At 67.2% G+C, this 19,045-nt stretch carries 21 protein-coding genes; 19 read left to right on the forward strand and 2 right to left on the reverse strand.

Annotation, left to right across the window (positions count from 1 at the left end):
• Nucleotides 1–47: 47 nt before the first annotated feature.
• On the forward strand, nt 48–692 hold the full coding sequence (locus tag AC5P5V_RS14375; RefSeq protein WP_495215918.1) for a hypothetical protein: 645 nt from the start codon (nt 48–50) through the stop codon (nt 690–692).
• A 76-nt stretch (nt 693–768) separates the two neighbouring features.
• Here the strand turns inward: AC5P5V_RS14375 and AC5P5V_RS14380 are convergent, their stop codons facing one another.
• Nucleotides 769–1,512, reverse strand: coding sequence for a DUF3011 domain-containing protein (locus AC5P5V_RS14380; RefSeq protein WP_061480407.1), 744 nt, complete (start codon nt 1,510–1,512; stop codon nt 769–771).
• Nucleotides 1,513–1,670: 158 nt separating this feature from the next.
• On the opposite strand from AC5P5V_RS14380, the gene aspS reads away from it, so the two are divergent.
• The 18 genes from aspS to queC all read left to right on the forward strand — a co-directional run bounded on the left by aspS (nt 1,671) and on the right by queC (nt 17,838).
• Entirely contained in the window at nt 1,671–3,422 is a 1,752-nt protein-coding gene (aspS, locus tag AC5P5V_RS14385) for an aspartate--tRNA ligase (RefSeq protein WP_088497145.1), read from the forward strand.
• 16 nt (nt 3,423–3,438) lie between these two features.
• Complete coding sequence (locus tag AC5P5V_RS14390; RefSeq protein WP_061480409.1) at nt 3,439–3,750, forward strand: hypothetical protein; 312 nt, start codon at nt 3,439–3,441, stop codon at nt 3,748–3,750.
• Between the two features lie 31 nt (nt 3,751–3,781).
• A complete protein-coding gene (locus tag AC5P5V_RS14395) occupies nt 3,782–4,303 on the forward strand; it encodes a GNAT family N-acetyltransferase (RefSeq protein WP_134968908.1) in 522 nt (173 codons plus the stop codon).
• A 75-nt stretch (nt 4,304–4,378) separates the two neighbouring features.
• The gene (locus AC5P5V_RS14400; RefSeq protein ID WP_032954421.1) at nt 4,379–5,011 is read left to right on the forward strand and encodes an esterase/lipase family protein; all 633 of its coding nucleotides are present in this window, start codon (nt 4,379–4,381) and stop codon (nt 5,009–5,011) included.
• A 176-nt stretch (nt 5,012–5,187) separates the two neighbouring features.
• On the forward strand, nt 5,188–5,919 hold the full coding sequence (locus AC5P5V_RS14405; RefSeq protein ID WP_005418519.1) for a YebC/PmpR family DNA-binding transcriptional regulator: 732 nt from the start codon (nt 5,188–5,190) through the stop codon (nt 5,917–5,919).
• Between the two features lie 105 nt (nt 5,920–6,024).
• A complete protein-coding gene (ruvC, locus tag AC5P5V_RS14410; RefSeq protein ID WP_005418518.1) occupies nt 6,025–6,546 on the forward strand; it encodes a crossover junction endodeoxyribonuclease RuvC in 522 nt (173 codons plus the stop codon).
• 13 nt (nt 6,547–6,559) lie between these two features.
• Complete coding sequence (gene ruvA / locus AC5P5V_RS14415; protein ID WP_005418517.1) at nt 6,560–7,153, forward strand: Holliday junction branch migration protein RuvA; 594 nt, start codon at nt 6,560–6,562, stop codon at nt 7,151–7,153.
• Nucleotides 7,154–7,271: 118 nt separating this feature from the next.
• Nucleotides 7,272–9,122 carry a potassium transporter Kup gene (locus tag AC5P5V_RS14420; protein ID WP_171953504.1) on the forward strand — a complete coding sequence of 617 codons (1,851 nt, stop codon included), beginning with the start codon at nt 7,272–7,274 and terminating at the stop codon, nt 9,120–9,122.
• Between the two features lie 331 nt (nt 9,123–9,453).
• Nucleotides 9,454–10,494: a Holliday junction branch migration DNA helicase RuvB gene (ruvB, locus tag AC5P5V_RS14425; protein WP_061480412.1), complete on the forward strand. Its 1,041-nt coding sequence runs from the start codon at nt 9,454–9,456 to the stop codon at nt 10,492–10,494.
• Nucleotides 10,484–10,915 (forward strand): tol-pal system-associated acyl-CoA thioesterase, encoded by a 432-nt coding sequence (ybgC, locus tag AC5P5V_RS14430; protein ID WP_134969345.1) that lies wholly within the window; start codon nt 10,484–10,486, stop codon nt 10,913–10,915. The genes ruvB and ybgC overlap by 11 nt, the downstream gene beginning before the upstream one ends.
• A 10-nt stretch (nt 10,916–10,925) precedes the next feature.
• Nucleotides 10,926–11,705, forward strand: a complete 780-nt coding sequence (gene tolQ, locus AC5P5V_RS14435; protein WP_005410752.1) for a protein TolQ — start codon at nt 10,926–10,928, stop codon at nt 11,703–11,705.
• 24 nt (nt 11,706–11,729) lie between these two features.
• A complete protein-coding gene (gene tolR, locus AC5P5V_RS14440; protein WP_005410751.1) occupies nt 11,730–12,158 on the forward strand; it encodes a protein TolR in 429 nt (142 codons plus the stop codon).
• The gene (gene tolA, locus AC5P5V_RS14445; protein ID WP_495215920.1) at nt 12,148–13,209 is read left to right on the forward strand and encodes a cell envelope integrity protein TolA; all 1,062 of its coding nucleotides are present in this window, start codon (nt 12,148–12,150) and stop codon (nt 13,207–13,209) included. The genes tolR and tolA overlap by 11 nt, the downstream gene beginning before the upstream one ends.
• Before the next feature lie 283 nt (nt 13,210–13,492).
• Nucleotides 13,493–14,812 carry a Tol-Pal system beta propeller repeat protein TolB gene (gene tolB, locus AC5P5V_RS14450; RefSeq protein WP_005418511.1) on the forward strand — a complete coding sequence of 440 codons (1,320 nt, stop codon included), beginning with the start codon at nt 13,493–13,495 and terminating at the stop codon, nt 14,810–14,812.
• 64 nt (nt 14,813–14,876) lie between these two features.
• A complete protein-coding gene (gene pal / locus AC5P5V_RS14455) occupies nt 14,877–15,395 on the forward strand; it encodes a peptidoglycan-associated lipoprotein Pal (RefSeq protein ID WP_005418510.1) in 519 nt (172 codons plus the stop codon).
• A gap of 3 nt (nt 15,396–15,398) precedes the next feature.
• Nucleotides 15,399–16,217, forward strand: coding sequence for a tol-pal system protein YbgF (gene ybgF / locus AC5P5V_RS14460; RefSeq protein WP_180867541.1), 819 nt, complete (start codon nt 15,399–15,401; stop codon nt 16,215–16,217).
• A 176-nt stretch (nt 16,218–16,393) separates the two neighbouring features.
• Nucleotides 16,394–17,095, forward strand: a complete 702-nt coding sequence (gene queE, locus AC5P5V_RS14465) for a 7-carboxy-7-deazaguanine synthase QueE (RefSeq protein WP_111175715.1) — start codon at nt 16,394–16,396, stop codon at nt 17,093–17,095.
• Between the two features lie 77 nt (nt 17,096–17,172).
• Complete coding sequence (gene queC / locus AC5P5V_RS14470; protein WP_061480332.1) at nt 17,173–17,838, forward strand: 7-cyano-7-deazaguanine synthase QueC; 666 nt, start codon at nt 17,173–17,175, stop codon at nt 17,836–17,838.
• 97 nt (nt 17,839–17,935) lie between these two features.
• On the opposite strand, the gene AC5P5V_RS14475 is transcribed toward queC, so the two are convergent.
• Entirely contained in the window at nt 17,936–18,889 is a 954-nt protein-coding gene (locus tag AC5P5V_RS14475; protein ID WP_134968754.1) for a DUF2268 domain-containing putative Zn-dependent protease, read from the reverse strand.
• Nucleotides 18,890–19,045: the final 156 nt, after the last annotated feature.

Genomic DNA, 19,045 nt, shown 5'->3' on the forward strand with positions numbered 1-19,045 from the left:
GGTGCGCAGGGTTTGCGCGCACCGGCCCGGGTCGTTAGGGTTGGGGCATGAGACTGCCTGCCGTAGTTACCGCTTCCGCCCTCCTGCTCAGCCTCGCTGCCTGCTCGCAGCGTTCCGATTCGGTCGCCCATGATCTGGCGACCGCACCGGCCGATGCCTTCATGGCGGCCGTCGCCGCGCATTGCGGCCAGGCCTATGAAGGCCGGGTGGTGGAGGACACGCCGGCGCCGACCGGCAAGGACCCGTTCGCCGGGCAGCGCCTGGTCATGCATGTGCGCGGCTGTGCCGATCCTGCCCATGAATTGCGGATTCCCGTCCATGTGGGGGATGACCACTCGCGCACCTGGGTGCTGACCCGCACCGAAAACGGCCTGCGCCTGAAGCACGACCATCGCCACCCGGATGGCAGCGCGGATGCGATCACCCTCTATGGCGGCGACAGCACGCCGCCGGGCACCGCCGAGCGCCAGCAGTTCCCGGCGGACACCGATTCGGTGGCGATGTTCCGTCGTGCCGACATGCTTGCGTCCACGCACAACACCTGGGCGATGGAGATCGACCCGGACCAGACCTTCGTCTACGAGCTGGCCCGCCCGGACGGCCGCCGCTTCCGCGTGAAGTTCGACCTGAGCAAGCCGGTCGATCTGCCGCCGCCGCCGTGGGGTGACGAGGCCGCGCAGCCAGCCCGGTAGCGCCGGGCCGTGCCCGGCGGGTTTTCTGCAGTTGACCGCGCCACTGCGCTCGCCGGGCATGGCCCGGCGCTACCCCTCAACGCGTACCGAAGCGCGCCCGGCAACCGTTGCTCACCCACACCTGGCCCCGTGAGTAGCCCCAGCTGCGGCCCTCCTGGCAGGCGCTGCCGGACAGCTGCTGCTGCAGCACCGGCCGGCCCTGGCGCTCATCCCAGTCGCAGTTCTGCGTGCGGTTGTTGTTGCTGCTGCAGGTGATGGAGTAGTTGCTGTTGCCGCCGCCCCAGCCACCGCCCCCGCCACCCCAGCCGCGAGCTTCGGCGAATTCGGCGCGGCAGCCGTTGCTGACCCACACCGCGCCGTTGCGCACCCCCCAGGTACGGCCTTCGTCGCAGGGGCTGCCGGACAGCTGGCGGACCAGGCGGGCATTGCGCCAGCCGACCGGGCAGCTGCGTTCGCGATTGTTCTGGCTCTCACAGCGGATGGTTTCGCCGGGCCGGCCGTTGTTGCCGCCCCAGCCACCGCCGTTGCCGCCGCCCCAGCCACCACGGGCCTCGACGAATTCGGCGCGGCAGCCATTGCTGACCCAGATGCTGCCATTGCGGCTGCCCCAGGTGCGGCCCTCGTCGCAGGCGCTGCCGGACAGCTGGCGGACCAGCTGCGCATTGCGCCAGCCTGTATTGCACACGCGTTCTCGGTTGTTCTGGCTCTCGCAACGGATCACCCCGCTTTGCGCGGCGGCCGGGGCGGAGGGCAGGGCGAGCGTGGCGATGGTGCCCAGGCTCAGGGTCACGGCCAGGCGGGCCAGGGACAGCGGATTCATGGCGGCATCCCATACGGTGGCAGGTGCCTGACTATAGGGAGGGGGATGATCAAGCCGGTGTGACTGGCCGGATTTGCCCCGGCCGGGGCCTCGGCCGCAGAATACGAGGCTTTCCGGCCCCCATCCGGTGCCGGCGTTCTCCAGCGGAGCTTCCCCCAATGCGTACCCACTTCTGCGGCCTGGTCGACGAGACCCTGATTGGCCAGACTGTCACCCTCGCCGGTTGGACCGACGTGGCCCGTAACCAGGGCGGCGTCTGCTTCATCGATCTCCGCGATCATGAAGGCATCGTGCAGGTGACCGTGGAGGTCGACAACGCCGAAGTGTTCGCCGTGGCCGCTTCGCTGGGCTACGAGGACGTGCTGCAGGTGGAGGGCGTCGTGCGCGCCCGCCACGCGGTGAACGACAAGATGCGCACCGGCAAGGTGGAAGTGATCGCCACCGCCATCACCGTGCTGAACAAGGCTGCGCCGCTGCCGTTCCACGCCCACGAGAACCCGGGCGAGGAAACCCGCCTGAAGTACCGCTACCTGGACCTGCGCCGTCCGGAAATGCAGCGCATGCAGCGCACCCGCATCAAGCTGGTGCAGGCCCTGCGCCGCCACCTGGACGAGAAGGGCTTCCAGGACATCGAGACCCCGATCCTGACCAAGGCCACCCCGGAAGGCGCCCGCGACTTCCTGGTGCCGGCGCGCATGCACCCGGGCGAGTTCTACGCCCTGCCGCAGAGCCCGCAGCTGTTCAAGCAGATCCTGATGGTGGCCGGCTTCGACCGTTACTACCAGATCGCGCGCTGCTTCCGCGACGAAGCCCTGCGTGCCGACCGCCAGCTGGAATTCACCCAGCTGGACATGGAATTCGCCTTCGTCCGCGAGCGCGACGTGCAGGACTTCGTCGAAGACATGATCCGCGCCATCTTCAAGGAAGTGGTCGACGTCCAGCTGGATGCCAGCTTCCCGCGCATGACCTGGGCCGAGGCGATGCGCCGCTACGGTTCGGACAAGCCGGACCTGCGCATCGCGCTGGAGCTGGTGGACGTGGCTGAACTGGTCAAGGACAGCGAATTTGCCGTGTTCACCGGCCCGGCCAACGATGCCGAAGGCCGCGTTGCCGCGCTGCGCATCCCGGGCGGTGCAGCGCTCAGCCGCAAGCAGATCGACGAGTACGCCGCGCATGCCGCCAAGTACGGTGCCAAGGGTCTGGCCTACATCAAGATCGCCGACAACGGCGAAGTCAGCTCGCCGATCCAGAAGTTCTTCAGCGAGGCTTCCTTCGCTGCGCTGGTCGCCCATGTTGGCGCCGGCAACGGCGACATCGTGTTCTTCGGCGCCGGCAGCTACAACAAGGTCTCCGACTTCATGGGTGCGCTGCGCCTGAAGGCCGGCAAGGACTTCGGCCTGATCGCCGATGGCTGGGCGCCGCTGTGGGTCACCGACTTCCCGATGTTCGAATGGGACGAGGAAGAACAGCGCTACGTCGCCCTGCATCACCCCTTCACCGCACCGGCCGTGGATGACATCGCCGACCTGCGCGCCAACGCCCGTACCGCCGTCTCGCGCGGCTACGACATGGTGCTCAACGGCAATGAAATCGGCGGCGGTTCGATCCGTATCCACCGTCCGGACATGCAGAGCGCAGTGTTCGAGCTGCTCGGCATCGGCGCCGAAGAGGCCCGTGCCAAGTTCGGATTCCTGCTCGACGCGCTGAACTACGGCGCGCCGCCGCACGGTGGCATCGCCTTCGGCATCGACCGCATCGCCGCGCTGATGGCCGGCACCGAGTCGATCCGCGACGTCATCCCGTTCCCGAAGACCACCGGTGCACAGGATCTGATGACCGACGCGCCGTCGCCGATCGTCGACGCGCAGCTGGCCGAAGTGCACATCCAGGTTCGCCCCAAGACCAACTGATCAGGAGATCCAGGCAATGACCGAGTTTGCGTTTTCGCTGGAGTGGGAAAAGCTGGGCAATGAAGGCTCCGAGGCCAACCTGGTCACCGAGCGTGCACGCGTGTTCGGTGGTTGGCTGGTCCGCGTCGGTACCAACCCGGCGGCGATGGCCCTGACCTTCGTCGCCGACGGCGAAGGCCGTTGGGACGGTGAAGACTTCGGCGTCGAGGATTACGAGGACGACGAAGAGGAAGAGTACGAAGAGGACGAGGAAGAAGAGGACGAGGACGAAGAGGAGTACGAGGAAGAGGACGAGGAAGAAGAAGCGGAGTCGCCTGAAAAGGCTTGACCCCCGCTTCGCCCTGGCGTCAACTTCCTGCATGTATTCGATCCGCCGCGCCACTGTGGACGACGCGCCGACCCTGTCGGCGCTGGCCGCCCGCACGTTCACCGAAACCTTCGGCCATCTGTACCCGCCGCAGGACCTGCAGGCCTTCCTGGAGGAGGCCTACACGGTCGAGCGCCAGCGCGTGATCCTGGCCCACCCCGATTACGCGGTGTGGCTGCTGGAACTGGATGGGGAGGCGGTCGGCCATGCCGCCGCCGGCCCCTGTGGCCTGCCGCATCCGGATGTGAAACCCGGTGACGGCGAACTCAAGCGCTTGTACCTGATCAAGACGCAGCAGAGCTGCGGCTGGGGCAGCCGCCTGCTGGAAACCGCGCTGACCTGGCTGGAGCGCGAAGGCCCGCGCACGCTGTGGCTGGGTGTGTGGTCGGAGAACTTCGGCGCGCAACGCTTCTACGCCCGCTATGGTTTCGAGAAGGCCGGCGAGTACCTGTTCCCGGTCGGCGATACCAACGATCTTGAATTCATCCTGCGCCGCGCACCGCGCGCGGCCTGACGTTCACCGCCGCTTGCTGCGCGCGCGTGTTCAATCACCTCACGTTCCTGCCCCGCTGACCGCCAGGCTGTTTGCATGACTCCCCCCGTATTGCTGCTGCATGGCATCTGGAATGCCCGCGCCTGGGTCGGGCCGCTGGCCTGGCGCCTGCGCGCGCGTGGTTTCCAGGTGCATGCGTTCGGTTACTCCTCGGTGTTCGGTGGTCCCGACGTGGCGGTGCCCCAGCTGCTGGAACGGTTGGCCGACGCCGGGCCGTTGTCGCTGGTCGGCCACAGCCTGGGCGGGTTGCTGGCGCTGGAAGCGCTGCGGCGCAATCCGCAGCTGCCGGTGCAGCGGGTGGTCTGCCTGGGTTCACCGCTGCGCGGCAGTGGCACCGCACGCTCGTTGTCCGAGCACGGCTGGGGCCTGGCGCTGGGACGCAGCAGCGAGCTGCTGCTCGATGGCCTGCCGGACTGGCAGGGCAGGGCCGAGGTTGGCCTGATCGCCGGCTCGGTGCCGCATGGGCTGGGCAGCCTGCTGGGTGCCATCGACGATGCCTCCGACGGCACCGTGGCACTGGCCGAGACCCGGCTGCCGGGCCTGGCCGACCATTGCGTGGTCCGCACCAGCCACAGCGGCCTGGTGGTGTCGCCCGACGCCGCGCGGCAGACCGCGCATTTCCTGCGTCATGGCAAGTTCGACCACAGCCGCGACGCGGCGGCAGCATAGGGGCAGGGGAGGCAGGGCCGCCCTGTGGAGCCGAGCCCATGCTCGGCTGCATTCCGTCGGGCCCATTGGGCCGAGCATGGGCTCGGCTCTACAACAATACGGGCCTAGACACGGTTGCAGCGCCCGATCAGGTAGAATCCGCGCCTTGATCCTGAAGCAGCCAGACGGTAGCACCCATGGGTAGAGGCCCCTCCATCGAAGCCCGCAAGAACGCGTCCGACGCGAAGCGCGGCAAGATTTTCACCAAGATCATCCGCGAGATCGGCGTTGCCGCGCGCGGCGGTGGAGGCGACCCCAACAACAACCCGCGCCTGCGCGTGGCCGTGGACAAGGGCCTGGCCGTGAACATGTCCAAGGACGTGATCGAGCGTGCCATCAAGAAGGCGACCGGTGAGCTGGAAGGCGTCGACTACGAGGAAGTCCGCTACGAGGGCTACGCCCCGGGTGGCGTGGCCGTGATCGTCGACTGCCTGACCGACAATCGCGTACGCACCGTGGCCGATGTCCGCCATGCGTTCAGCAAGTGCGGTGGCAACATGGGCACCGAGGGCTCGGTGGCCTTCATGTTCAAGCGCCTGGGCGTGCTCAGCTTCGCCGCAGGGGCCGACGAGGAAGCCATCACCGAAGCGGCCATTGAAGCCGGTGCCGATGACATCGTGGTCTACCCCGATGACGGCTCGATCGATGTGGTCACCAGCCCTGACGCGTTCAACGCGGTGAAGGATGCGATGGCCGCCGCCGGCCATGTCGCCGACCACGCCGAGATCACCTTCCGCGCGGACAACGACATCAAGGTTGAAGGCGACGTCGCCCTGCAGGTCAAGAAGCTGCTGGACATGCTCGAAGACCTGGACGACGTGCAGGACGTGTATTCCAACGCCGAACTCGGCGCCGACGCCTACGCCTGAGCCGTCTTCGACGGCCTGGGCGCGGGCCGTTGAACGGTCACCGCGGACAGTCATGAGCCCATACGCCTGCCAGCGCATCCCGTTCCGCCCCGCCAGGAGTGCAGCATGACCCGCATCCTCGGCATCGACCCCGGTTCGCAGCGGACCGGGGTCGGCATCATCGATGTCGATGCCGCCGGCCGCGTCACCTACGTGCACCACCAGCCACTGGTGCTGCTGGGCGCCGACGACTTCCCGCAGCGCATGAAGCTGCTGGTGCTGGGCCTGGCCGACCTGTGCCGCGAGTACCAGCCGCAGGAAGTGGCCATTGAAAAGGTGTTCATGGCCCGCAATCCCGATTCGGCGCTGAAGCTGGGCCAGGCCCGGGGCGCGGCGATCTCGGCCGTGGTGCTGCGCGACCTGCCGGTGCACGAATACGCCGCCAGCGAGATCAAGCTCGCCGTGGTTGGCCGTGGTGGCGCCGAAAAGCAACAGGTTCAACACATGGTCGGGCTCATGCTCAACCTGAAAACCAAGCTGCAGGCCGACGCGGCCGACGCGTTGGCAGTGGCGATCACCCATGCCCACGTACGGGCAACGGCCAACCGCCTGGGGCTCAGTGCCCGCCAGGCGTGGGGCCGAAAATGAGGAGCTGCACGCAATGATCGGACGACTGCGCGGCATCGTCGCCTACAAGGCGCCGCCGTGGCTGGTGGTGGACGTGAACGGGGTGGGCTACGAACTGGAGGCGCCGATGAGCACCTTCTACGACCTGCCTGAGCTCGGCCGCGAGGTCACGCTGTACACCCACTACGCGCAGAAGGAAGACAGCGTTTCGCTGTACGGCTTCCTGCGCGAGGGTGAGCGGCGCCTGTTCCGCGACGTGCAGAAGGTCAGTGGCATCGGCGCGAAGATCGCGCTGGCGGTGTTGTCCGGCGTTTCCGTCGAGGAGTTCGCGCGCATGGTCCAGGCCGGTGACATCACCGCGCTGACCCGTATCCCCGGCATCGGCAAGAAGACTGCCGAGCGCATGGTACTGGAACTGCGTGACCGCGCCGCCCAGTTCGGCGCCGGCGGCGCGCTGCCCACCGGCAGCGGCCCGGCCCCGGCCGACCCGCTGTCCGATGCCACCGTGGCCCTGCAGCAGCTGGGCTACAAGCCGGCCGAAGCGGCACGCATGGCCCGCGACGCCTTCAATGAAGGCGACGAAGTGGCCACCGTGATCCGCAAGGCGCTGCAGTCGGCGCTGCGCTGAGCCGCGTCCCTTTCCTTCAACGAACCGCCTGAGCATCGCCAGGAGTCCCATGTCCAGCAGTCAAACCCCGCACGCAGCTGCCTCCGGCAGCCACGGTCACGCCCCTCCAGCAGGAGGCATGGCGCTGATCATCGGTGCGATCGGCGTGGTGTTCGGCGATATCGGTACCAGCCCGCTGTACACGCTGAAGGAGGCGTTCTCGCCGCACTACGGGCTCAACAGTGACCACGACACCGTGCTGGGCGTGCTGTCGCTGGCGTTCTGGGCGCTGAACATCGTGGTCACGCTGAAGTACGTGACCATCATCATGCGCGCCGACAACGACGGCGAGGGCGGCATCATGGCGCTGATGGCGTTGACCCAGCGCACGCTGCGCAACGGCTCGCGCTCGGCCTACGTGGTCGGCATCCTCGGCATTTTCGGTGCCTCGCTGTTCTTCGGCGACGGCGTGATCACCCCGGCGATATCGGTGCTGGGTGCGGTGGAAGGCCTGGAGGTGGCCGCGCCGGGCCTGCATGCCTTCATCGTGCCGATCACGGTGGTGGTGCTGTTGATGGTGTTTGCGGCGCAGCGCTTCGGTACCGAGAAGATCGGCAAGGCCTTCGGCCCCATCACATCGGTCTGGTTCATCTCGCTGGCGGCGATCGGCATCTACAACATCGTCGATGCGCCGGAAGTGCTCAAGGCATTCAACCCGTGGTGGGCGATCCGCTTCTTCATGGAGCACAGCTGGCATGGGATCTTCATCCTCGGCGCAGTGGTGCTGGCGGTGACCGGTGGCGAGGCGCTTTACGCCGACATGGGCCACTTCGGTGCCAAGCCGATCCGACACGCCTGGTACTTCTTCGTGCTGCCGTGCCTGGTGCTGAACTACCTGGGGCAGGGCGCACTGGTGCTCAACCACCCCGAGGCGCTGAAGAACCCGTTCTTCGAGGCAGTGCCGTCGTGGGCGCTGTACCCGATGATCATCCTGGCCACGATGGCGGCGGTGATCGCGTCCCAGTCGGTCATCACCGGCGCGTTCTCGGTCTCGCGTCAGGCGATGCAACTGGGCTACATCCCGCGCATGCGCATCAAGCACACCTCGCACGACACCATCGGCCAGATCTACATCCCGGGCATCAACTGGGGCATCGCGGTGATGGTGATCGGCCTGGTGCTGGCCTTCCGCAGCTCGTCCAACCTGGCGGTGGCCTACGGCATCTCGGTGTCGGCCACCATGCTGATCGACACCCTGCTGCTGGCCCTGGTGGCCCGTTCGCTGTGGCCGAAGGCGCGCGCCTGGCTGCTGCCGCTGTGCGTGGTGTTCTTCATCATCGATCTGGGCTTCGTCATCGCCAACGGTGCCAAGCTGCTGCAGGGCGCCTGGTTCCCGGTGGTGCTGGGCATCTTCCTGTTCACCATGATGCGCACGTGGCGCCGTGGCCGCGAGCTGCTGCGCGATGAGATCCGCAAGGACGGCATCCGTCTGGATACCTTCCTGCCGGGCCTGATGCTGGCACCGCCGGTACGCGTGCCGGGCACCGCGGTATTCCTCACCGCCGACCCGACCGTGGCCCCGCATGCGCTGATGCACAACCTCAAGCACAACAAGGTGCTGCACGAGCGCAACGTGTTCCTGCACGTGGAAACCCTGCCGATTCCGTATGCGATGGAAGGGCAGCGGCTGAAGATCGAATCGGTGGGCGACGAGTTCTACCGCGTCTATGTGCGCTTCGGCTTCATGGAAACCCCGGACGTGCCGCTGGCGCTGATGCGCTCGTGTGACCACGGTGGCATCTACTTCGACCCGATGGACACCACCTTCTTCGCCAGCCGCGAAACCATCGTGGCCACCGCCAACCGCGGCATGCCGATCTGGCGCGACAAGCTGTTCGCGCTGATGCACCGGAATGCCGCGCCGGCGACCGGCTTCTTCCGGATTCCGGGTAACCGGCTGGTGGAACTCGGCGCGCAGGTGGAGATTTAATCTCCACCGTCGATTCCTCCAGAGATCCGTCCACGCATGGCGTGGATCTACCGTGCCGACCAACGGTCGGCACCCACCAAAGCAGAACGCCGTTCCGACAGACCGCAGGAAACTGTCGAAGGCGGGGTGGGTCCGGTTGCGGGGGCGTGAGCGCCATGGATGGCGCGACCGAGCCTACATGGACGTATTTACGGCGTCCCCCGCAACCGGACCCACCCCGCCATTCCCCCAGGAAGCCCGCTTCGGCTGTTGCTCTGGATGTTGCCGTTGCCTCTGCGGGTGCCGGGCGCAGCCCGGCCGAATCACCCCGCTTTTGCCGCATAATCAGCACATGACCGACGACCGCATCATCGGCGCCGGCGCCACCCGCGAGGATGACGCCGCCGACGCCAGCATCCGCCCCAAGCGCCTGGCCGACTATCTCGGCCAGGCCCCGGTGCGCGAGCAGATGGAGATCTATATCGAAGCGGCCAAGGGGCGCGGCGACGCGCTCGACCACGTGCTGATCTTCGGGCCGCCCGGCCTGGGCAAGACCACGCTCAGCCACGTCATCGCCAACGAACTGGGCGTGGCCCTGCGGGTGACCTCCGGCCCGGTGATCGAAAAGGCCGGCGACCTGGCCGCACTGCTGACCAACCTGCAGCCGCACGACGTGCTGTTCGTGGACGAGATCCACCGCCTGTCGCCGGTGGTCGAGGAAGTGCTGTACCCGGCGATGGAAGACTTCCAGATCGACATCATGATCGGTGAGGGCCCCGCGGCCCGTTCGATCAAGATCGACCTGCCGCCGTTCACCCTGATCGGTGCCACCACCCGCGCCGGCCTGCTGACCGCGCCGCTGCGCGACCGCTTCGGCATCGTCCAGCGGCTGGAGTTCTACAGCGTCGAGGAGCTGACCCGGATCGTGCGCCGTTCGGCCACCATCCTCGGCATCGACTGCACCCCCGACGGCGCCGGCGAGATCGCGCGGCGCGCGCGCGGCACCCCGCGTATCGCCAACCGCCTGCTGCGCCGCGTGCGCGACTACGCGCAGGTGAAGGCGGGCGGCCACATCGACGAGGCCGTGGCGCAGGCCGCGATGAAGATGCTCAAGGTTGATCCGGAAGGCTTCGACGAGCTCGACCGGCGCCTGCTCAAGACCCTGGTCGACTACTTCGATGGCGGCCCGGTCGGCATCGAGTCGCTGGCCGCGGCGCTGTCCGAGGAACGCGGCACGCTGGAAGACGTGGTCGAGCCGTACCTGATCCAGCAGGGCTTCCTGGTGCGCACCGCGCGCGGCCGCATGGCCACCCACAAGGCCTACCGGCACATGGGCCTGAAGCCGAAGAACCCGCCGCAGGACCTGTTCGCGGAGGTTCCCGATGTCGGTTGAGCCACTATTCAGTTGGCCGACACGCATTTACTGGGAAGATACCGACGCAGGCGGCGTGGTCTACCACGCCCGCTACGTGGCCTTCATGGAACGGGCCCGGACCGAATGGATGCGTGCGCTCGGCTACGGCCAGGAGCGCATGCGCGCCGAGCACGGGATGGTCTTCGCGGTGCGCTCGATGCAGATGGATTTCATCAAGCCGGCACGGCTGGATGACACCCTGCAGGTGAGCGCCCGCCTGGTCCAGCTGAAGAAGGCCAGCATGGTCTTCGACCAGCAGATCCTGCGCGACGGCGAGCTGCTGCTGTCGGCCCAGGTCCGCATCGCCGCACTGGAAGCGGCCAGTTTCCGCCCGCGTGGCATGGACGGGGCCGTCCTTGCCATGCTGCAACCCCACCTCCACCCCGAATCCGAACACTGAGGAACAACGGATGATCGCAACGCTCCTGGCCCTGCAGGCCACGGTCACCGAGGCACTGCCGGCCGACGTCAGCAACGCCGCGACACAGACCCTTGCCCAGGCCACCACCGGCGGCGGCATCAACTACCTCGAACTGATGGCCAAGGCCAGCCTGCCGGTGAAGATCATCGTGCTGCTGCTGCTGGTCGGCTCGTTCGTCAGCTGGGTGATCATTTTCCGCAAGGCCCGCGTGTTCAAGCAGGCCACCCGCGAAGCCGACGAGTTCGAGAACCGCTTCTGGTCCGGCGCCGACCTGGGCAAGTTGTACAGCGCCGCCACCGACCGCAGCCGCAGCGTGACCGGCCTGGAAGCCATCTTCGAAGCTGGTTTCCGCGAGTACACCCGCCTGCGCGACAAGCGCCGCCTGGATGGCCGTGCGCAGCTGGAAGGCGCGCAGCGTGCCATGCGCACCACCTACACCCGCGAAGTGGACCAGCTTGAGCGTAACCTGGAACTGCTGGCCAACATCGGTTCGACTGCCCCGTACGTGGGCCTGGTCGGTACCGTGTTCGGCATCATGGTGACCATGCACGACATGATCAGCAGCGGTGCGCAGGCCGGTATCGCCGCCGTCGCGCCAGGCATCTCCGAAGCCCTGTTCGCCACCGCCATCGGCCTGTTCGTGGCGATCCCGGCGGTGTGGGCCTACAACCGCTTCACCACCCGCGTGGAGCGCATGTCGGTGCGGTTCGAGACCTTCGCCGAAGAGTTCAGCTCCATCCTGCAGCGCCAGAGCGCTGGCGACGAGTAAGCGCCTGACCCGGGAGTCCAAGCCATGTCCGCTGCCATCGGTCGCCGCAAGCGCCGCAAGCTGAAATCGGAAATCAACGTCGTTCCCTACATCGACGTCATGCTGGTGCTGCTGATCATCTTCATGGTCACCGCGCCGCTGCTCACCCTGAGCTTCGACGTCGACCTGCCGCAATCCAACGCCAAGGCGCTGGAAAGCAAGCAGGACCCGGTGATCGTCTCGGTGCGCCAGGACGGCCAGCTCAGCCTGAAGCTGCCCGACGCCAAGGAACCGACCGCCGTGTCGGCCGAGGAACTGGAGGGCCGCCTGGCCGGCATCGCCGCCCAGGACAAGGGCGTGCGCGTGATCGTCGCCGCCGACCGTGCCGTGGCCTATGAAAAGGTCATCGCCGCGATGGATGTGATCAAGCGCGCCAAGGTAGACAAGGTAGGCCTGGCCACCGATGCACGCTGACGCCCTGCCACCTCCGCAGCAGCGCGAACCCGGCTGGGGCCTGCCCCTGCCCCTGGCGCTGGCGTTGCTGGTGCACCTGCTGGTCGCGCTGGTCTTCATCGTGGCCTGGTTCTGGTCGCCCGAGCGCAACACCGACGCCGCCGCCGGTGATCCGTCGGTGGAGGCCAGCCTGGCGCTGTCCGCGTCCGAGGCGTCCGCCGCCCGCCAGGCCCTGCGCCAGTCCGAAAAGCTGGAGGACCTGCCGCCGCCGGTGGCCGAGCCGGTTCCGGTGCCGGAAGACACCATTCCGCCGCCACAGCCGATTCCCGAGCCGCGCCCACAGGACGCCCCCACGCCACAGCAGCAACAGGCGCAGGAACGTGTCGCGCAGCCGGATACCAAGGACCAGGAAGCAGTGAGCGCGCTGGCCATCTCGCAGGAGAAGGCCAGGCAGGAGCAGGAAGCCAAGCGCCGCCAGGAGCAGATCGACCTGACCGAACGCAAGCGCCAGGAAGAGGCCGAGCAGAAGCTGCGCCTGGCCAAGCAGCAGGAAGAAGACGCGAAGAAGAAGCTGGCCGATCAGGCGCGCCAGGCCGCGGACAAGGCCGAGGCCGAGAAGCAGAAGAAGATCGCCGAGATCCGTGCCCGCCGCGAGCAGGCCGAAAAGGAAGCCAAGCTGGCCGAGCAGAAGCTGCGCCAGGTCGCCGCCGCGCGCAATGCCGCGGGCAGTGCCGCCGCCGGTGCCAGCGGTGCGTCCCAGCCGGCCGCCGGTGGCGGTGGCAACAGCGATGATCTTTCGGCCAAGTACGCCGCGGCGATCCAGGCCAAGGTCCTGTCGCAGTGGGTGCGGCCGGACACGGTGCCGCTGGGCCAGCGCTGCCAGATCACCATCACCCAGATTCCGGGTGGCACGGTGATGCAGGCCAAGGTCAGCCCGAACTGCCCCTACGACGAGGCCGGCAAGCGTTCGATCGAGGCCGCCGTGCTCAACGCGCAGCCCCTGCCGTACCGTGGCTTCGAGTCGGTGTTCGCACGCACGCTCAACTTCACCTTTACTGCCCAGGATCGCTGAGGCGGGCAGGGCAGGGGGGCCTCGGGCCACTCCTGCCCACGGTTGTCGCGCTTGCCTCTGGTGTGCTCGGTTTCGACCGGGCAGGCTGTGGGCTGCTGTCGAACGCCGTCCTCCGGGGCGGCGTGACCAGGGCAGACGGTGCGATGTTAGCCACGACGTTAACGGTGCGTGAGAAGACGGGCTGGAACTGACCCGGAATTCACGTACCCTTGGTTCATGATTGCGAAGCGGTTCACTCCCGCTTTGTTATCCCTCGTTCCGGTTTCCCCTTATTGAGCGCTCCATGAAAAAGATGCCTCGCTGGCTTGCCGTGTTTGCGGCCCTGTTGCTGCCCTTTGCTGCCGTCGCGCAGCAGAAGGGGCTGGATATCGACATCATCGGCGGCAATGCCTCCGCGCTGCCGATCACCATCGTGCCGATGCCCTATCAGGGTTCGTCGGCCGCTCCGCAGACCGACGTCGCCGGCGTGGTCCGTGCCGATCTGGAGCGTTCGGGCCAGTTCCGCACGCTGCCGGAAGCGCAGATCGTCGAGAAGCCCGTGCGGGGGGGGGATATCCAGTTCGCGACCTGGCGCGCGCTGAAGCAGAACTACATCGTGGTTGGCCGCGTGCTTGATGCCGGTGCGGGTGCCTACCGCGTCGAGTACGAACTGTTCGACGTGCCCAAGGGCGAGCGCCTGCTGGGCCTGGCGATGACCGCCCGTGGCAACGCCATGCGCGACGTTGCCCACCAGATGGCCGACGCCATCTACGAAAAGATCACCGGTGTGCGCGGCGCCTTCTGGACCCGCATCGCCTACGTGACCGCCAGTGGCAAGGGCGACGCCATGCGCTACGCGCTGATGGTGGCCGATTCCGATGGCTTCAACCCGCAGACCATCGTGCGCTCGGCCGAGCCGCTGCTGTCGCCGTCGTGGAGTCCGGATGGCAGCAAGCTGGCCTACGTCAGCTTCGAGCGTGGCAATTCGGCCATCTACATCCAGAACATCGGCACCGGTGCGCGCGAGCTGGTCACCAGCTTCCGCGGCATCAACAGCGCCCCGGCGTTCTCGCCGGACGGCCGCAAGCTGGCCCTGACCCTGTCGCGCTCCGGTAACCCGGAAATCTACGTGATGGACCTGGGCAGCAAGCAGCTGACCCAGCTGACCAACCACTTCGCCATCGATACCGAGCCGACCTGGGCACCGGACGGCAGCGCGGTGTACTTCACCTCCGATCGCGGCGGCCGTCCGCAGGTCTACAAGGTCGGTGCCGGTGGCGGCAGCGCCGAGCGCGTGACCTTCCAGGGCAACTACAATGCCAAGCCGTCGGTGTCCTACGATGGCAAGAAGATCGCCGTCGCCCAGGGCTCGGGCAACAGCTACAAGATCGCGATGATGGACAGCTCGCTGGGCTCGCCGCGCTGGAGCACGCTGTCCCCGGGTTCGCTGGATGAATCGCCGAGCTTTGCGCCCAACGCAAGCATGGTGCTGTACGCCGCCCGCGAAGGTGGCCGTGGTGTGTTGTATGCCGTTTCGGCCGATGCGCGGGTTCGCCAGCGCCTGGTCCTGGCTGACGGTGATGTGCGCGAACCGGCATGGTCCCCATACCGTACCCAGCGCTAAAAGAGTGTTAATATTTTCGTTGTCTTGAACCCCTCATCGGCTTAGGAGCCACAAAGGTATCGCCATGAACAAGTCCACCCGCGTTCTGCTTGTTTCCCTGCTGTCTGTGGCCGTCCTGGCCGGTTGCTCGAAGAAGGTGAAGGAAGAGCCGGCAGCCCCGGTCGACACCGGCACCTCGACCACCACCCCGACCGGTCCGTCGACCTCCGGCCTGTACGGCCCGGGCGACCTGGACACCGACGCCTGCCTGCGCCAGCGCGTTGTGTACTTCGACCTGGACAAGGAAGACGTGAAGCCGGAATTCCAGGCCATCATGGCGTGCCACGCCAAGTACCTGCGTGACCGTCCGTCCTCGCGCATCACCCTGCAGGGCCACACCGACGAGCGCGGTTCGCGCGCGTACAACCAGGCCCTGGGTGAGCGTCGTGGCAACGGCGTCAGCTCGGCCCTGCAGGCCAACGGTGGTTCGGCTTCGCAGCTGACCGTCGTGTCCTACGGTGAAGAGCGTCCGGTCTGCACCGAGTCGAACGAGTCCTGCTGGTCGCAGAACCGTCGCGTCGAAATCGTCTACACCGCGCAGTAATCCATGCGCATTGGCATCAAACTGATGCTGGTCGTTGCGGCAGCCCTCGTGGCTGCCGCACCGGCGCACGCACAGCGACAGAGCCTGGCTGACCGTGTCGGCGCGCTCGAGCAGCAGATGTACAACAACAGTGCCAACCAGGACCTGTTGAACCAGATCAATCAGCTGCGGCAGCAGGTCACCAGCCTGCAGGCCTCGATCGAGCAGTTGCAGCATGACAACGCCCAGCTCAAGCAGTCCGCCCAGGACCAGTACCTGGATCTGGACAGCCGCCTGAACCGGTTGGAAGGGGGCAACGCCGCCCCGGCCCTGCCGCCCGTTCCGGCGAGCGCGCCGAAGGCCGCACCGGCCCCGGCAAAACCCGCAGCGGCGGCCACTTCCGAGCGGCCGCCTTCCGTCCATGGTGATGCTGGCAGCCTTGCCGCCACCGGCGACGAGCGCACCTCCTACAACGTTGCCTTCGATGCGTTGAAGGCCGGCAGGTACGACGATTCGGCGCAGCTGTTCCTGAGCTTCCTGGAGTTGTACCCGAACGGCGTCTACGCGCCGAATGCGCTGTACTGGCTGGGCGAGAGCTACTACGCCACCCGCAATTTCCCGATGGCCGAGACCCAGTTCCGAGAGCTGCTCTCGCGCTATCCGACCCACGACAAGGCCGCGGGCGGCCTGCTCAAGGTCGGCCTCTCGCAGTACGGCGAGGGAAAGGTCGACCAGGCCCAGCAGACGCTGGAGACCGTCGTGGCGCAGTACCCCGGCTCGGACGCCGCGCGCACCGCGCAGGACCGTCTGCAGTCCATCCGCCTGGGCAAGCAGATCCGCTGATCCGCTGAGCGGGCGTACAATAGGTGCCCTGTAGAGCCGAGCCCACGCTCGGCTGCTTTCGTTTCCGGACCAGCAAACCCGTCCGGTTGCTGTTGTAGAGCCGAGCCATGCTCGGCTGTTTTCGTTACCGGCCACGGTAGCCCACCCGCCACGTGTCCCACCAAGAAGTACCCGCCATGACCGCCGTTACCCCGTCAAACGCCGTCGCCACCCCCAGCGACATCGTGCAGTCGCCGCTGCCGCGCCTGAAGATCACCGAGATCTTCACCTCGCTGCAGGGCGAGGCCGATACCGCCGGCTGGCCGACCGTGTTCGTGCGCCTGACCGGCTGCCCGCTGCGCTGCCAGTACTGCGACACCGCCTATGCCTTCCACGGCGGCACCTGGTGGGACATCGACGACATCGTGGCCGAGGTGCTGGCCCAGGGCGTCCGCCACGTCTGCGTGACCGGCGGCGAGCCGCTGGCGCAGAAGCGCTGCCTGGTGCTGCTGCAGAAGCTGTGCGATGCGGGCATGGATGTCTCGCTGGAAACCTCCGGCGCGCTGGATGTCAGCGCAGTGGACCCGCGCGTGTCGCGCGTGGTTGACATCAAGACGCCGGGCTCGGCCGAAGCCGCCCGCAATCGCCTGGAAAACCTGCCGCTGCTGACCGTCCGCGACCAGATCAAGTTCGTCATCTGCAACCGCGAGGACTACGACTGGGCGAAGGCCATGGTCGCCGAGCACGGCCTGGTGAAGCGTTGCACCGTGTTCTTCTCGCCGAGCAAGGGCGAGATCAGCGCGCGGCAGTTGGCCGACTGGATCGTCGAAGACCGGCTGCCGGTGCGCTTCCAGATGCAGTTGCATAAAATCCTGTGGAACGACGAGCCGGGCCGATGAGCCGGCGCAGCGTTCCCTGATGTAGCTCCGGCGCGGGACAGCGTGCTGGCTTTCCCCTCCCAACCGGAAGATTTCCCATGAAGAAGGCAGTCGTGCTTCTCTCCGGCGGCATGGATTCAGCCGCCGTCATCGCCATGGCCCAGGAACAGGGCTTTGCCGTGCATGCCCTGAGCGTGCGCTACGGCCAGCGCCACACCTCCGAACTGGATGCCGCCGCCCGCGTGGCCAAGGCCCAAGGCGTGGTCGCGCACAAGACCGTGGACGTGGACCTGCGCAGCATCGGTGGCTCGGCGCTGACCGACGACATCGACGTACCGGAGGCGGGCGGAGCCGGCATTCCGGTCACCTACGTGCCGGCGCGCAACACCATCATGCTGTCGCTGGCGCTGGGCTGGGCCGAAGTGCTCGGTGCCAATGACATCTTCTGCGGCGTCAACGCCGTCGACTACTCCGGCTACCCGGACTGCCGCCCCGAGTTCGTGGCCGCGTTCCAGGCGCTGGCCAACCTGGCCACAAAGTCGGGCGTGGAAGGCGCCGGCATCAAGGTGCATGCCCCGCTGCAGTTCCTCAGCAAGGGCCAGATCGTCAGCGAAGGCGTGCGCCTGGGCGTGGACTTCGGCCTGACCGTGTCCTGCTACAACGCCGACGCCAACGGCGCCGCCTGCGGCCACTGCGACGCCTGCCGCCTGCGCGCGCAGGGCTTCGCCGAGGCCGGCGTGCCGGACCCGACGCGGTACGCTTGACCGCGCCTGGTAGAGCCGGCCGCTGGCCGGCTTCCCTGTGGGTGCGAATGTCTCCCTGGTGGGTGCGAACCGTTGGTTCGCACTCTCTGTCCCGGCGCTACCGCTGCTGCAACCACCCCGACGCTTCAATAAACGCCCGCACCGCATTCGGATCGGCATAGTCCAGCTCGATCATCCGCGCGATGCCGGCTCTCTCATCGGCCTGCTGGCGCATGTACTCCCGCGCAATGCGGTAGCCGGCGTAGTAGCCCAAGTCACTCACCCCGAACGGATTGCGCGCGCTGTTGTACAGCCAGTTGTCCAGGTTGTCCCCGTCCATCTCGGCAATGAAGCGCGTGCGGATTTCCGCTTCGTGCGCGGGCCCGTAGCGATACATCGGCAACGCCGGCCGACGCCCGCTCAGCCGTTCGGCCACGTACTCGGCAACGCCTTCGCGCACCGCGTACTGGGCCACGCTGCCGCTGGTTTCGCGCTGCTGGGTATGCACGTACTCGTGCAGGTTGTTCTGCGCGTTGTTCGCACCGGGGCGGCTGTCGTAGAAGATCCGTAGCCGGTCGCGCATCTTTTCGGGCAGTTCGCTCACGTCCACGCGCTCATCGCCCAGTGCCATCTCGGCACCGATCAGCACCTTGTCACCCAGCGTGGTGCCGCCGGTGCGCAGCACACCGACTGCGTAGGTGATGGTGGCCGGGCGCAAGGCCGGGTAGAGCGCCCGGAATCTGGAAAGATCCCGTTCCAGGGTGGCGCTGGCCTGCTGCGCGTTGGCGGTCAACGGCCGAACCGACGTCCAGAAGCGCGGCCACGCACGCATGGCCTCGGCGTATTCGCGGGCGGTGTAGTTGCGGACCTGCATCAGCGCATGCAGGCCGGGGCTGCCTGGATCGATGTAGCGCTCCTGCACGAGTGCGACCTGGCGGTCAACGTCGGGCTCGGCGCGCACCGCGTCATAGGTGGCCCAGAAGCGGCCGATGTCGTCGGTGACGACCTGGGGCGGGGCGGCCAGGGCTGCGCAGGGCAGCAGGGCGGCAAGCAGGCTGGCGATCAGGCGCATCCATGGCTCCGGGGAAGGATCACAGATGGGATGCGACAATGGCCCGAAAGGTTTAAGCCCGCTGGTAGTGCCGGCCGCTGGCCGGCATCCTCGACACACCGGGGTTTCACGCGACCGGCCAAAGTAGGGTAGAATGCCCACCCCGCCGAAAGGCTG

It is taken from the genome of Stenotrophomonas sp. YJH_SMC_130, from assembly GCF_059369035.1.

Excerpts from the sequence above, each read along its gene's own strand:
- AC5P5V_RS14375 (WP_495215918.1), top strand. The coding sequence starts at position 48 with ATGAGACTGCCTGCCGTAGTTACCGCTTCCGCCCTCCTGCTCAGCCTC.
- AC5P5V_RS14380 (WP_061480407.1), bottom strand. The coding sequence starts at position 1,512 with ATGAATCCGCTGTCCCTGGCCCGCCTGGCCGTGACCCTGAGCCTGGGC.
- aspS (WP_088497145.1), top strand. The coding sequence starts at position 1,671 with ATGCGTACCCACTTCTGCGGCCTGGTCGACGAGACCCTGATTGGCCAG.
- AC5P5V_RS14390 (WP_061480409.1), top strand. The coding sequence starts at position 3,439 with ATGACCGAGTTTGCGTTTTCGCTGGAGTGGGAAAAGCTGGGCAATGAA.
- AC5P5V_RS14395 (WP_134968908.1), top strand. The coding sequence starts at position 3,782 with ATGTATTCGATCCGCCGCGCCACTGTGGACGACGCGCCGACCCTGTCG.
- AC5P5V_RS14400 (WP_032954421.1), top strand. The coding sequence starts at position 4,379 with ATGACTCCCCCCGTATTGCTGCTGCATGGCATCTGGAATGCCCGCGCC.
- AC5P5V_RS14405 (WP_005418519.1), top strand. The coding sequence starts at position 5,188 with ATGGGTAGAGGCCCCTCCATCGAAGCCCGCAAGAACGCGTCCGACGCG.
- ruvC (WP_005418518.1), top strand. The coding sequence starts at position 6,025 with ATGACCCGCATCCTCGGCATCGACCCCGGTTCGCAGCGGACCGGGGTC.
- ruvA (WP_005418517.1), top strand. The coding sequence starts at position 6,560 with ATGATCGGACGACTGCGCGGCATCGTCGCCTACAAGGCGCCGCCGTGG.
- AC5P5V_RS14420 (WP_171953504.1), top strand. The coding sequence starts at position 7,272 with ATGGCGCTGATCATCGGTGCGATCGGCGTGGTGTTCGGCGATATCGGT.
- ruvB (WP_061480412.1), top strand. The coding sequence starts at position 9,454 with ATGACCGACGACCGCATCATCGGCGCCGGCGCCACCCGCGAGGATGAC.
- ybgC (WP_134969345.1), top strand. The coding sequence starts at position 10,484 with ATGTCGGTTGAGCCACTATTCAGTTGGCCGACACGCATTTACTGGGAA.
- tolQ (WP_005410752.1), top strand. The coding sequence starts at position 10,926 with ATGATCGCAACGCTCCTGGCCCTGCAGGCCACGGTCACCGAGGCACTG.
- tolR (WP_005410751.1), top strand. The coding sequence starts at position 11,730 with ATGTCCGCTGCCATCGGTCGCCGCAAGCGCCGCAAGCTGAAATCGGAA.
- tolA (WP_495215920.1), top strand. The coding sequence starts at position 12,148 with ATGCACGCTGACGCCCTGCCACCTCCGCAGCAGCGCGAACCCGGCTGG.
- tolB (WP_005418511.1), top strand. The coding sequence starts at position 13,493 with ATGAAAAAGATGCCTCGCTGGCTTGCCGTGTTTGCGGCCCTGTTGCTG.
- pal (WP_005418510.1), top strand. The coding sequence starts at position 14,877 with ATGAACAAGTCCACCCGCGTTCTGCTTGTTTCCCTGCTGTCTGTGGCC.
- ybgF (WP_180867541.1), top strand. The coding sequence starts at position 15,399 with ATGCGCATTGGCATCAAACTGATGCTGGTCGTTGCGGCAGCCCTCGTG.
- queE (WP_111175715.1), top strand. The coding sequence starts at position 16,394 with ATGACCGCCGTTACCCCGTCAAACGCCGTCGCCACCCCCAGCGACATC.
- queC (WP_061480332.1), top strand. The coding sequence starts at position 17,173 with ATGAAGAAGGCAGTCGTGCTTCTCTCCGGCGGCATGGATTCAGCCGCC.
- AC5P5V_RS14475 (WP_134968754.1), bottom strand. The coding sequence starts at position 18,889 with ATGCGCCTGATCGCCAGCCTGCTTGCCGCCCTGCTGCCCTGCGCAGCC.